This window comes from Neobacillus kokaensis, assembly GCF_014656545.1.
In the GTDB taxonomy this organism is placed as follows: domain Bacteria; phylum Bacillota; class Bacilli; order Bacillales; family Cytobacillaceae; genus Neobacillus; species Neobacillus kokaensis.
In genome coordinates this window covers 42,151-54,578 of sequence record NZ_BNDS01000030.1, presented here as the reverse complement: position 1 = coordinate 54,578, position 12,428 = coordinate 42,151, and the positions used below count along the sequence as shown (strand labels likewise).

Genomic DNA, 12,428 nt, shown 5'->3' with positions numbered 1-12,428 from the left:
AGAAAGTTTTTCAGTGGCCTCCGCTAAAGCGCCGAGGAGGCTCTCCGGCACGCCCGCGGAAAGCGAAGCCGCCTGGAGCGGAAATCAACAGACCTATTGAAAAGCTTATATATCAATAATATTGTAACAAATTAACGCAGTGAATTGTTAAAGAAATAATACAAAATAAAAGGCCATCGAAAGTTTTTCGACAGCCTGAAAGTCCGCAGCTTTGCGGACTTTTTCATTTATCTATTTTTATTATTATTTAATGCACTTTCTAATAACTCGTCGGAAAACTCCGTTAATGCAGCATTATCCATATTATTTATATTCATTTTTGGGACGATGTTTTTTACGGAATCCTTAATGGGAGAAGCAAAATTTTTTACAGAATCACCTATAGGAAGTGTCATAACATTTCGTTTTCCTTTTGCCATACCATAAACAGCTGCACCTAATCCTATACCAGCAAGTGATGCCCAAATAGCTCCATTATTTCGCCGCTTTGGCATAAACATTTTTAAAAACGGCATCCTCATTAAATTATTTTTCATGTTTTGCACCCCTTTACCTTTATACGGAAGAACAAAGAAGCCTTCCATTTATTTAATTTGTCCTCGTTTCAAACGAGTATAAGTAGGAAACTGTGCATCAAAAGTTATTTACTGGAAGAATTATGTCCATAAGTTACGTAATTGCAGAGGTTTAATGTGGTGGCTTGAGAAAGAATCCTGAAATGTGACTGTGGCAGGGTTATATTTTTAACTACTAAAGTTAACATAATATAGTTACTGTTTATTAGCAAAAATAATATGGTAGATACAGCACCTATTCCCGATCCATTTCATAAGATGCAAAAAAGAAGTGAGGATGGTGTCTATGGGTGGCTTAACATATATTGATTTCCTTGCGAAGTTTGGCGTTGGCGGAGCCCATCCAGGAGGAATAGGTTTAACAAAAAGCATACTAGCAGAGGAAAATATTACAAATGAATGTACGATATTAGATGCAGGCTGCGGTACAGGACAAACAGCAGCTTATTTATTTGACCAATATAAAGCGAAAATCACCTGTCTTGAATTGAATCCAATTATGATTGAAAAGGCAAAAAATCGCTTTCTAAGCCTGCAATATCCCATTCAGCTCATTCAGGGGTCTGTAGAAGAAATTCCATTTCAGGATGATAGCTTTGATTTCATTTTATGTGAGTCCGTATTAGCATTTGTGAATAAACCAAAAGCACTTAAAGAATTCAACAGGGTATTAAAACCTGGAGGACGACTTTTAGCAAATGAAATGACCATTAATTCAAAGCTAAACAAACAAGCAGAGGAGGAAATAGTCCAGTTTTACAATATTGATTCATTATTATTAGAAAGTGATTGGGTGCAGCTTTTTGAGGAATGCGGCTTCACAGATATTGAAATAAAGTCATTGCATCTTAATCTTATGGATAACAGCTCTGCTCAAGAATTTAATTTTTCACAGAATTTTGAGCCTGAGCTATTCAGTATTTTGAATCAGCACGGTAATATGCTGGTGAAATATCATGACATTTTAAGTCATCGCATATTTTCTTGTTCTAAATAAAATGAAGGAAAGAAAGCCTTGATTTTCATTTAAGAAATGAAGGGCTTTTTATTTTTATGAATCTGGACAAGATTTGGTTAATCGCCCTGACATACCTTGGACATCCTTCATACTTTATAGCAAGTACCTACGAATGGAGGAATAGGAAATGGAATTAAATTACGAACAGGCGCGTCGTTTAGAAGGTGAAATTATTCATTTTAAAAATAAGGAAGGAAAATGGACATTTGGAAGGGTCGTAAAGGTTCGGAAAAACGGTCTTGAAATTGAGGAATTAGGACATGGTCAGTCCAATTCTGAAGAAGGCTATGGCTACGGTTTTTGGGGTCCATTTTGGCGGCCGCCTGTTTTCTTCCCGTTTGTTGGTTTTGGTATAGGTTTTCCGTTATTATGGTAGATGTGCAAGTATGGTACCTTTTTTTAAAAAAGAATAGATTTTTGGTGTGCCTATAATTAGGTATATTTAATCCTTTTCATCAAAAACTAAGGATGAAAGGATTGGTGAATGTTTTGGATAAAACGTTAGGATATCTCAAAGAAACACTATCAAATTATACCGATGACCATTCCGAAGGCAGGCAAATTTATCAAAAGTTGGCGACTGGAAACTTTAAAACGGAAGGTGCATTTGTTAGAACCCTGAATGAAAAAGAAATTGATTTTTTAAACCATATTTTACATGCAGAAATCAATTATGCCCAGGATGTGCAAGATGATCAAAGGGTTTACGAATTAAATGAGGTATATGAGCTTTTGTTCTAAATTGAAAAAGATGGCGGTGCTATTCTGCCATCTTTTTTGGAAATATTTCTTTTTCCGTGTCATTATTTCCTAGGCAAGCGCATAGTATGACAAAAACTGATAATAATTTTCTGAAAATTACAACATTCGTGTCATTTGTTTTTTATTCGACATTAGCAAATTTCCCTAAATTTCTTTCCTGCCTGTCACTATTAATGGATTTCTCGTTTTTTAAATCTGCCGCCTCGAACTTCGGCAATATCTGCAACAGCTAAAAAGGCATTATCGTCACATTCTGTTACAATTTCCTTTAGTTTTGCTTCCTCAAGTCGATTAATCACACAGAAAATAACTTTCTTTTGATCACCGGAGTAGGCACCTTCTCCATTTAAAAACGTTACTCCGCGGCCTAGACGATTCATGATTGCATCACCGATTATTTGTGCATTATCACTAATGATCCACACAGATTTTGATTCATCAAGTCCCGTAATCGTAATATCAATCGTTTTGTAGGCTACAAAATAAGCAATTAAGGAATACATCGCGCGGTCCCAGGTAAATACAAAACCGGCACAAGCTAAAATAAACAAGTTAAAAAACATAATAATTTCCCCTACCGAAAAAGGGAGTTTATTATTAAATAATATCGCTAAAATTTCGGTTCCGTCTAAAGAACCACCGTAGCGAATAACCATCCCTACACCTATTCCGAGAACAATTCCTCCAAAAACAGATGCTAAGAGAATATCTTGGGTAAAGGCCGGAACTGGATGGAGTAAAGTAGTTGCAATGGAAAGGATAATAATACCGTAAAGAGTTGATATGGCGAAGGTTTTTCCGATTTGCTTGTAGCCTAAAAAGAAAAATGGGATATTTAAAAGAAATAGGAAAATCCCCAATTTCCAGCCGGTAACATAAGAAAGCATAATTGAAACACCGGTAATCCCCCCATCAATTACATTATTTGGGACAAGGAATATTTCCAGGCCGACCCCCATTAAACTTGCACCGAAGGTTATTAGGAAAATCCGCTGGAGGATTTTTTTCTTTGTTAATTTTCGATGCTGCATTTTCTCCATTACTACTTCAATCGTTTCCTGTTGGTCGATTAGATTTAGCTCATGACTTTCTTGCATTATCTAGCCCCTTTCGAATTATTTGTCTATATATAGAATACCGAAATAGGTCCGACATTTATATAGATTTGCTTCAGTTTTTAAATTTTTCTCAAAAAAACCGCCTGAAAACGCAGCAGGCGGTACCGATTAACGGCTTGGTTCCACTTCATCGAATGAAAATGTAGTCACACTAGTATATTCACCATCTTCAATTTCTTCTTCTGATGCTCTTTGTTCCAACTCTTCGTGATCATCCATCCCCGGAGCAAGTGTCGGAGTTTGTTTCTTCTGATCTTTTCGTTTAGACATTTTTGTAAACCCCCTTCAAACATTATTTTCTCAATACACTCATACAACTATTCAAAGGAGGTTATCCACCCTGCTTGATGATCAATCAATCTACAATTGGGTTCTTAAAATTGTCCTTAACTACAATGTGATACTGTTGAATCTTTTCCTCAATCCGCCTTATATTTTCGGAAAACTTATCATCATATGGAAGAGTAATTGTCTCACCATCCATCATCTGAAACTTATATTGAAAATTGCTAACAATCCCTTGATGATTTCGATAAATAATATGAACTGTGTTTACATTTTCCCACTTATATTCCTCTTCTGAGATACTTATTAATGAATTATAATGGACCCCTTTATCATCTACATAATAATAATTGGTTAAGCTCAAATAAAAGACCGGAATACTGATTAAAAGAAGCAAACTAATAATTGACTTAAATTTCCCCCCTTCCCACTTTTGGCGGAAAATAAGAAAGAATGTAAATACAATAGCAATATAAAACATACCGGCCATAAACGTTATATAGGCTGAAAATGGTGTTGCAAAAAACCATTGTGACCGTGAATAGTAAACTACACTTTGAAAAGACGCAACAATGACAAACGGAACAAAAAAACTGCTTATATACAAAATAATTGTGTAAGCAACAAGCTTAACGGAATTCTCCTCAGCTGACTCTTTTTTCCTTATGTAAATCAAAAATAATTCCCCCTCTAATACTCTATATTTCCTATTCAATTTTATCAAAATTTACTAATTATTGTAATTTTTTAACTTAAATAATTGAATATTGTTTTCCTTTATAATTGGAAAAACTTTTGCCTTTTAACACATTAATTACATACATAAGCTTTGGAATGATTCGCATACTATCCTTGAAACATCTATCTTAATATGAAAGAAGGTACAATTATGACTGTAGGCACACAGGTGAAACAAACAATAGCAGGATTAAAAAGCGCACAAGCATCGTTTGAAACTTTTGCATTGCAAACAGATAACAAAAATGCAAAGCAGCTTTACCAACAAGCAGCACAGCAAACTCAGTCAATCATTGATAGCGTGGAACCGCGTCTTCAAGAAATTACTACTGAAGAACCTCAATACAATCAATAATGAAAATGGTTGGCGATTTTTGCCAACCCCTTTTCATGTTTTATTATTTTCTAAAAAGGTGGTTAGAAAATGACAATTGCCTCAAACGTAAAACAATGTCTTGCAACCATTCGGGGAATTGAATCACAATTATCATCCTTAGCATTAAATTCATTAGATGAAGAAGCAAAAGCCATTTTTCATGAATCAGCCATGACCATTGAAACAGTAAAAAAGGATCTTCAATTTCGTGTCTTAGAGCTAGAGAGGCAAGAACCGCAATATAAAGGCTCTTAAAGAGGTGAAACTGGATGAATGGATATCTTGAAATACTGTTGAGGTCTATTAGTTTTATTTTATTTTTATTCTTAATCACAAAGCTCGTCGGAAAAAAACAAATTTCACAACTTACCTTATTTGAATATGTTTCCGGAATTACCATAGGTAGTATTGCTGGTGAGGTTGTTACGGGATTAGAACAGAATTATCTTCAAGGTGCCTTGGCTGTTTTTATTTTTGGGCTCGTCACATTTTTAACGGACACCATTTCCTTAAAAAGCAAAAAATTTCGTGATATTGTGGAAGGCAGTGGGACCGTTATCATTAAAGATGGAAAATTATTAGAGGACAATTTAAAAAAGGAAAAGTACACAATTGACAACATTTCAACCTTACTAAGACAAAATAATGTCTTTAAAGTAGCTGATGTGGAATTTGCAGTTTTAGAACCCCAAGGAAAGCTTAGTGTACTTCTAAAAAAAGAAAATCGCCCGTTAACACCAAAAGACTTACAAATGAAAGTGCCAAATGAGAAAGAACCGTTTACAATCATTATGGACGGAAAAATTATAGATGACGCATTACGTTGGAGCGGAAAAGGCAGAGGCTGGCTATACACTGAGCTGGAAAAGATGAATGCGACACTGGATAATGTATTTCTTGGCCAAGTAGATTCCTACGGTGAATTAACGCTAGATCTTTATGATGATAAAATCCAGGTTCCGCAGCCGCAGCAGCGTCCGCTATTATTGGCCTCATTGAAAAAAACCCAAGCAGATTTAGAAATCTTCTCTTTATCAACAGAATGTGAAAAATCAAAAGCTATGTATAAGAAAAATGCCGCCATCCTCCAAGAAATGATTAACAAAATGGAACCTTATCTAAACGGGTAGCAACCAAAAATAATCCTTATCAACGAATTTGATAAGGATTATTTAATGGATTATTAAGCACTTGCTTTTCTGCCAACTGGTGCTTCTTTTTTATTCGAAATATAACTATGCAGCACCATTCCGGCCATTACTAATACAACTCCCATCCACGATAACGGAGTGGGAAAAGCAGAATTCAACAGCCATACTTCACCCAATAATGCAAATAACACTTCCATTGATTGTGTAGCTTCAACCACTGCTAATTTTTGCATATTTCCTCTGACAAGGTCAGTTGCTTGGAAAAATAAAATTGTTGCAATAACGCCTGAGGAAATGGCCACCAGACTGGATTGAATTGTCTGTCCCATACTTGGCAAGCCAACTGTAAAGTAACCGTAAATGGAAAGGATGATCCAAAACGGCAAACTTGCAATTGTCATCCCTAATACACGCTGAAATACATCCAATCGCCCGCCGCATACATCCATCATTTTTCGGTTTCCAAGCGGGTAAGCAAATGAGGCTGCTACAACCGGCAAAATCCCCAGCGTAACGGCAATAACCGTCAATTCTGACGCCTGCTGCAGCTGCATCAGTATGATTCCGAGCAAAATAATCAGCGACATGGCCAGCCCTTTGAGCGGAATTTTCCCCTTTATATGTTTTGGCCCATGTTCTGTCAGCACCGTCTCATAGAATAGTGGTGCAAGTAGAGACCCGGAGATAATGGTAATTTGCCATGTAGCAGCGATTAGCCAGCCGGGGGCATACGCTGCCGAGAAACAAAGCGGTGCATAAAATAACCCAAATCCTACAAAACTCCATAGCAGCCATGTCCCAGGCTTTTTTTTCATTTCAGAGAAAAGTGGTTTTAGGTTTTTTCTTGCAATTACAATGATAAAAAGAAATGGAACCATAAAGAAATATCTTAGGGATGCACTCCAGATCCAACTGCCGCCATTAAGGTCCATCGATCTATTTAAAATAAATGTAAAAGCAAAAAAGAAAGAAGCAAATATTCCTATTATGATTGGCTTCATTATTTTTCTTCCCCTATTTGTCAAAAATTTTTCCAGATTGTAGCGTATTTAAATTAACCACTCTAGTATATCAGGTTTCTGAATTTTTTGTTAACATTTTTCTTTTCAGACATGTTCACTGAAAGGAATACACTAAAAATTTTACCATTGACATTTTTTATATTGATTTTTATTATATAAATATATTAATTTCATAAAAATCCTCATCAAACCGATGGGGTAGAGGTCGCAGTTTTTATCAGTAAAATGGACGAGATGCAGAGACATCGCTTGACTTCATTTGAAAGGAAAAGCTGCCGAAGTGTACTTTATCTCTTGTAGAGTATGCTGGGGCTGTCTCCGAATAGGAACAGAACTGTCACGTTTGGACTTACCACCATCGTGTTGAGCTATCTTTCGGAAGGTCTGATGCGGGATATCAACAATGTCACCAGAATCTGCTTCGGTGGCATTTTTTATTCCAAACTCCTTCCTAACAAAATTAAAAGGAGTCATAGTTATGCCATCTCCAAATGCACTTAAAAAGGATGTCTATTCAGAGACTGGGACATCAAAAACAGAAACAACTGAGCTAAAACGAAGTTTAAAATCACGCCACCTGACGATGATATCCCTTGGCGGAACGATTGGTACCGGATTATTTCTTGCCAGCGGCGGAGCCATTCATGAGGCTGGTCCCGGTGGTGCGCTGCTTTCCTATATAGTAATTGGGATTATGGTTTACTTTTTAATGCAAAGCTTAGCCGAAATGGCGGCCTATATGCCGGTAGCGGGCAGCTTCAGTACGTATGCGACAAAGTTTGTCGATCCATCCCTTGGCTTTGCCCTTGGCTGGAATTATTGGTATAACTGGGCAATCACCATTGCTGCCGAACTTTCTGCGGTAACAATGATCATGAAGTTTTGGTTCCCTCATACACCATCCTTTCTTTGGAGCGGAATCTTTTTAGTAATAATGTTCCTATTAAATTATCTCTCTGTTAAAGGCTTTGGTGAAGCGGAATATTGGTTCTCTTTAATTAAAGTTGTTACGGTTATCATTTTTATTATTACAGGAACGTTGATGGTATTTGGAATCATGGGGGGCCAGGCTGTTGGCTTTAAAAACTTCACTGTTGGTGATGCTCCATTCCATGGTGGCTTTATGGCTATGCTCGGTATTTTCATGGCTGCAGGTTTCTCTTTCCAAGGAACAGAACTATTAGGTGTGGCTGCCGGTGAAACAGATAATCCTGGTAAATCAATTCCACGTGCAGTAAGATCTGTATTTTGGCGGATTCTTTTATTCTATGTGTTAGCCATTTTAGTCATTGGTCTATTAATTCCTTATACAAATGAAAGCTTAGCGAATGGAGACGTATCCGTCAGTCCGTTCACACTTGTTTTCCAAAAAGCAGGAATTGCCTTTGCTGCTTCTGTTATGAATGCCGTTATCCTAACAGCTGTATTATCTGCAGGGAATTCTGGAATGTACGCCTCAACCCGGATGCTTTGGGATTTAGCACGTGAAGGTAAAGCGCCAAAATTCCTTGGTAAACTAAATAAAAGAGGAGTTCCGGTAAACGCATTAATTGCTACTACTTTAGTCGGTACTGTCGCTTTTCTAGCTTCATTCTTCGGTGATGGTACGGTTTACGTTTGGCTGTTGAATGCCTCCGGAATGTCTGGGTTTATTGCTTGGCTTGGCATCGCGGTTTGTCACTATCGTTTCCGCAGGGCATTTATTGCGCAAGGAAAGGATTTTAGCTTATTACCGTATAAATCGAAGTTATTCCCATTCGGTCCGATCTTCGCCTTTGCAGTTTGTGCTTTCGTAGTATTAGGGCAAAATTATTCAGCATTTTTGGGCGATCATATTGATTGGAATGGTGTAATGGTTTCTTATATTGGCTTACCATTGTTTCTAATCCTTTGGATTGGGCATAAATTAACAAGGAAAACGAAGCTAATTCCACTAAATAAATGTGATTTAGAAGTTTAATTTTATAAAAACAACACGCATCTGGTGCGTGTTGTTTTTATAGTTTTACCTCTACTTCAGTTCCATCCTTTAACCTTGTTTCTACAAGGACGAGCCCTTTATACCTGGAGAGTTCATGGAGGAAAGGTTTCAAATCTTTTCTGTCAATATCCGGGAAGATAAATTTACTGTCGTCTTTTTCAATCGCCTTATTAATAAAACGGTTAACTCGCTTTGAGGTAATAATCAAACTTGCCAAATTCAAAACCGCATACGGCACAGGAATGGAGAATTTTCTATCATTTACTTTCACCCTGACCTTTAACATTACTATTCAATCACCACAAATACTTTATCGCCATTTGCTGAGTTGATATCAACAATCTGTCCATCTAATTCATTTTCAATCGCTTCGATTAACAGATCAATATTGATATCCTTCACATATTTAGAAGCCTCCGGTATTTTTTCCGCTATATTTGTCCCTACCTTTAAAACTGCCTTCACAAGATTAATCGGTAAATTTACATTTACATTATCGCCTTCAACGGATGTTACTCGGATCTTCAACATTTTATTGCCATAAGGGGTTCTTTCTTTTATTAAGGAAACCGGTTCTGATTGCTCCTTCCCCTGGAGAATATTAATCAATTCACTCGCCTTTTCCTTGTCAATTTTTCCTTCCTCTACCATCGTTAAAATTCTAGAAATTTCATCCTTCATTCCGCTTCCCCCTCTTTCAGCAATTCAATCGCTTCTTCCGCTGAGATTTCTCCCTTTTCCAGCATTGTAACAATTTTTTTCTTATCAATTTCTGGTTTCTTTTGTGTCGAATACCCTAAAGCTGTTATGATTTCATCCAATTTCCCTCTGACAGTCGGATAGGAAATGCCTAACTCTTTTTCTACTTCCTTTATATTCCCGCGGCATTTAAGGAAGACTTCAATAAAACGGAGCTGTTCCTTACCTAGCGCCGCCAGCTTTGAAACTTCAAATTCATTTTCTATTATTGTCTGACAATGTCGGCATTGCAGCCTCGTAATTTTCAATTGTTGGCTGCAAACTGGACAATGTGTTAGTAAAGGATATGCCATATTCTTCTCCTTTCCTGTATTAACCATATCATACAACATCCCCAATAATAATTAAACAATAAATTTAAATTATTTATAAAATTAAACAATAAAATTAATATTGTTAACTCTAGCTTTAAATATGTATTAATAAACAAAAATAATAACAACACAAAAAAACAGACCCATTTTCTGAGTCTGTTTTTCAGATGATTAAAACTCTGCATTTCCTGGTGTTCTTGGGAACGGAATAACGTCTCTAATATTGGTCATTCCGGTTAAATACATGATTAAACGTTCGAAGCCAAGACCATAGCCTGCATGCTTGGTGCCGCCGTATTTCCTTAATTCCAGGTACCACCAATAATCCTCTTGATTCATACCAAGCTCATCAATTTTTGCAGCAAGGACATCTTCACGCTCTTCACGCTGGCTGCCGCCAACTAATTCTCCGATTCCAGGTACAAGTAAATCCATTGCAGCAACCGTTTTGTCATCTTCGTTTAATCGCATATAAAAGGCTTTAATTTCTTTTGGATAGTCCGTAACAAAGACTGGTTTCTTAAACACTTTCTCACATAAATAACGCTCATGCTCTGTCTGCAGATCTAATCCCCACTCAACTGGATAAGCAAAATTTTCACCTGACTCTTTTAACAGCTCTATTGCTTCAGTATAGGTCACGCGTCCAAAATCTGCAGTACGGGCGTTTTCTAGACGATCCAATAATCCTTTTTCTACGAAGCTGTTAAAGAAATTCATTTCTTCAGGGGCATTTTCTAATACATAATTGATAACAAATTTCACCATTTCCTCAGTATTGTCCATAATGTCAGGCAGCTCGGCAAACGCCATTTCCGGCTCCATCATCCAGAATTCCGCTGCATGTCTAGCTGTATTGGAGTTTTCAGCTCTAAAGGTCGGACCAAATGTATATACATTTCGGAATGCTAAGGCAAACGCTTCAGCAGATAGCTGTCCGCTCACCGTTAAATTTGTTTCTCTACCAAAGAAGTCGCTGGATGTATCAAGCTTTCCTTCTTCATTTTTTGGCAGATTGTCCAAATCTAAGGTAGTAACCCGGAACATTTCGCCTGCTCCCTCAGTATCACTCCCAGTAATAATTGGGGATTGAACATAGACAAATCCTTTCTCTTGGAAAAACTTATGAATGGCATAAGCTGCTACCGAACGTAATCGGAAAACGGCATTAAATGTATTGGTTCTTGGCCGTAAGTGAGCAATCGTTCTTAAATATTCAAATGTATGTCTTTTCTTCTGTAATGGATAATCAACATTGGAGGTTCCTTCAATTTCAATAATCGTTGCTTTAATCTCAAACGGCTGTTTTGCCTGTGGAGTATGAACGAATTCGCCTTCAATCTTTAGCGATGAGCTGATTGGCAGCTTAGCTATTTCCTTATAATTTTCTAACTGATTATCAAAAACAATTTGAACACCTTTAAAGAAGCTGCCATCATTTAATTCTATGAAACCAAAAGTTTTGGAATCACGAATGGTGCGAATCCAACCAGATATTTGTACTTTTTGGTCAATGTAGCTTTCTGTATTACGGTATAAATCTTTTATTAAGGTTTGTTTCATATTGTTTCACTCCTAAATCCTATGTATAAAGGCAGCAGGTAAAACAAAAAACCTCTCATCCCTCATTGGGACGAAAGGTAATATTTTGCTTTTACCGTTTGTCTTTTATCCCTTCCATATTATATAAAAATCCAAACAAATAAGCAATATTCTTCAAATTCTTCAATTTAACCTCGAGTTTAAAAAATTTTCAGAAAATAGAAGGAGAATGGTTGATTACAGTCGAATTAATAATAAAGTGATTCATGAATAATAAGGAGTGGTAGTATGGACAAAATTACTTGTATTGCCTACCTTCTTTACAAATCTTCAAAGAATCCTGACATTCAGGAGAAGGCAATTCAATTGCTAAATGGAGATGTATCTATTAGAGACCTAAAACGAAATGATTCAACGCAAGCCTTCGTAGTTATCGCTGAATCACTATTGAAAAAGGACAACATCAACAAAAACGATGTTCAGCTCTTTGCCGAGGAATTTATGACTGTAGAAGTCTAACAACTTCCAACTTGGAAGTTTTTTTCTTCCTTAAAAACGAATTTTTTTATCATAAAATGACAATGGAATTCGTATATTAATCTACATTTAAAAAGAAGGGTGATTAAAAATGATGCAAATTGAAGTAACGATTACATTTGAAGGAAAAAGCTATTTGACAAATGTTATTACCGACCGAAACACCTCTGATGAAGAAATTATGCGTCTTGCCTTTGAACAAGTTGAAAAGCAATGGAAAAAGTAAATAGGATGGTAAAGACATAAAAAG

At 36.6% G+C, this 12,428-nt stretch carries 18 protein-coding genes and 1 riboswitch; of the genes, 9 read left to right on the top strand and 9 right to left on the bottom strand.

The genetic code is table 11. The annotated features are described in order from the left end of the window. Positions 1-227 precede the first annotated feature (227 nt). The gene (locus IE222_RS22475) at positions 228-536 is read right to left on the bottom strand and encodes a hypothetical protein (protein ID WP_191276617.1); all 309 of its coding nucleotides are present in this window, start codon (positions 534-536) and stop codon (positions 228-230) included. Between the two features lie 325 nt (positions 537-861). Between IE222_RS22475 and IE222_RS22470 the strand changes: the two genes are divergently transcribed. The 3 genes from IE222_RS22470 (at position 862) to IE222_RS22460 (ending at position 2,334) form a co-directional block, all read left to right on the top strand. After that, on the top strand, positions 862-1,572 hold the full coding sequence (locus tag IE222_RS22470) for a class I SAM-dependent methyltransferase (protein WP_191276616.1): 711 nt from the start codon (positions 862-864) through the stop codon (positions 1,570-1,572). A 148-nt stretch (positions 1,573-1,720) separates the two neighbouring features. Continuing rightward, the gene (locus IE222_RS22465; protein WP_191276615.1) at positions 1,721-1,969 is read left to right on the top strand and encodes a hypothetical protein; all 249 of its coding nucleotides are present in this window, start codon (positions 1,721-1,723) and stop codon (positions 1,967-1,969) included. 113 nt (positions 1,970-2,082) lie between these two features. Further along, positions 2,083-2,334, top strand: a complete 252-nt coding sequence (locus tag IE222_RS22460) for a sigma-G-dependent sporulation-specific acid-soluble spore protein CsgA (RefSeq protein WP_191276622.1) — start codon at positions 2,083-2,085, stop codon at positions 2,332-2,334. Between the two features lie 191 nt (positions 2,335-2,525). Here IE222_RS22460 and IE222_RS22455 read toward each other — a convergent pair whose 3' ends face one another. From IE222_RS22455 to IE222_RS22445, 3 genes are all read right to left on the bottom strand, one after another. Further along, a complete protein-coding gene (locus tag IE222_RS22455) occupies positions 2,526-3,395 on the bottom strand; it encodes a YitT family protein (protein ID WP_223282853.1) in 870 nt (289 codons plus the stop codon). A 186-nt stretch (positions 3,396-3,581) separates the two neighbouring features. After that, the gene (locus tag IE222_RS22450; RefSeq protein ID WP_191276613.1) at positions 3,582-3,743 is read right to left on the bottom strand and encodes a hypothetical protein; all 162 of its coding nucleotides are present in this window, start codon (positions 3,741-3,743) and stop codon (positions 3,582-3,584) included. Positions 3,744-3,828: 85 nt separating this feature from the next. Beyond that, positions 3,829-4,434, bottom strand: a complete 606-nt coding sequence (locus IE222_RS22445; RefSeq protein ID WP_191276612.1) for a hypothetical protein — start codon at positions 4,432-4,434, stop codon at positions 3,829-3,831. 213 nt (positions 4,435-4,647) lie between these two features. Here IE222_RS22445 and IE222_RS22440 point away from each other — a divergent pair, with 213 nt between their 5' ends. From IE222_RS22440 to IE222_RS22430, 3 genes are all read left to right on the top strand, one after another. Then, the gene (locus IE222_RS22440) at positions 4,648-4,851 is read left to right on the top strand and encodes a DUF1657 domain-containing protein (protein WP_191276611.1); all 204 of its coding nucleotides are present in this window, start codon (positions 4,648-4,650) and stop codon (positions 4,849-4,851) included. A 69-nt stretch (positions 4,852-4,920) separates the two neighbouring features. Next, positions 4,921-5,127 carry a DUF1657 domain-containing protein gene (locus IE222_RS22435; protein ID WP_191276610.1) on the top strand — a complete coding sequence of 69 codons (207 nt, stop codon included), beginning with the start codon at positions 4,921-4,923 and terminating at the stop codon, positions 5,125-5,127. 14 nt (positions 5,128-5,141) lie between these two features. Then, complete coding sequence (locus IE222_RS22430; protein ID WP_191276609.1) at positions 5,142-6,002, top strand: DUF421 domain-containing protein; 861 nt, start codon at positions 5,142-5,144, stop codon at positions 6,000-6,002. Between the two features lie 53 nt (positions 6,003-6,055). On the opposite strand, the gene IE222_RS22425 is transcribed toward IE222_RS22430, so the two are convergent. Further along, positions 6,056-7,024 carry a DMT family transporter gene (locus IE222_RS22425; RefSeq protein ID WP_191276608.1) on the bottom strand — a complete coding sequence of 323 codons (969 nt, stop codon included), beginning with the start codon at positions 7,022-7,024 and terminating at the stop codon, positions 6,056-6,058. Between the two features lie 212 nt (positions 7,025-7,236). Next, a riboswitch (Lysine riboswitch) is annotated at positions 7,237-7,424 on the top strand. A gap of 99 nt (positions 7,425-7,523) precedes the next feature. Here IE222_RS22425 and IE222_RS22420 point away from each other — a divergent pair. Continuing rightward, positions 7,524-9,005: an amino acid permease gene (locus IE222_RS22420; protein ID WP_191276607.1), complete on the top strand. Its 1,482-nt coding sequence runs from the start codon at positions 7,524-7,526 to the stop codon at positions 9,003-9,005. A gap of 37 nt (positions 9,006-9,042) precedes the next feature. Here the strand turns inward: IE222_RS22420 and IE222_RS22415 are convergent, their stop codons facing one another. From IE222_RS22415 to asnS, 4 genes are all read right to left on the bottom strand, one after another. Next, on the bottom strand, positions 9,043-9,312 hold the full coding sequence (locus tag IE222_RS22415) for a hypothetical protein (RefSeq protein WP_191276606.1): 270 nt from the start codon (positions 9,310-9,312) through the stop codon (positions 9,043-9,045). Between the two features lie 2 nt (positions 9,313-9,314). After that, positions 9,315-9,707: an SHOCT-like domain-containing protein gene (locus IE222_RS22410; protein ID WP_191276605.1), complete on the bottom strand. Its 393-nt coding sequence runs from the start codon at positions 9,705-9,707 to the stop codon at positions 9,315-9,317. Then, complete coding sequence (locus tag IE222_RS22405) at positions 9,704-10,078, bottom strand: DUF2089 domain-containing protein (protein WP_191276621.1); 375 nt, start codon at positions 10,076-10,078, stop codon at positions 9,704-9,706. Before IE222_RS22405 ends, IE222_RS22410 begins: the two co-directional genes overlap by 4 nt. A gap of 192 nt (positions 10,079-10,270) precedes the next feature. Continuing rightward, positions 10,271-11,662: an asparagine--tRNA ligase gene (gene asnS / locus IE222_RS22400; protein ID WP_191276604.1), complete on the bottom strand. Its 1,392-nt coding sequence runs from the start codon at positions 11,660-11,662 to the stop codon at positions 10,271-10,273. 267 nt (positions 11,663-11,929) lie between these two features. Between asnS and IE222_RS22395 the strand changes: the two genes are divergently transcribed. Together IE222_RS22395 and IE222_RS22390 are read left to right on the top strand one after the other, a co-directional pair. Next, entirely contained in the window at positions 11,930-12,160 is a 231-nt protein-coding gene (locus IE222_RS22395) for a hypothetical protein (protein ID WP_191276603.1), read from the top strand. Between the two features lie 109 nt (positions 12,161-12,269). Then, positions 12,270-12,404: a BA3454 family stress response protein gene (locus IE222_RS22390; protein ID WP_191276602.1), complete on the top strand. Its 135-nt coding sequence runs from the start codon at positions 12,270-12,272 to the stop codon at positions 12,402-12,404. Positions 12,405-12,428: the final 24 nt, after the last annotated feature.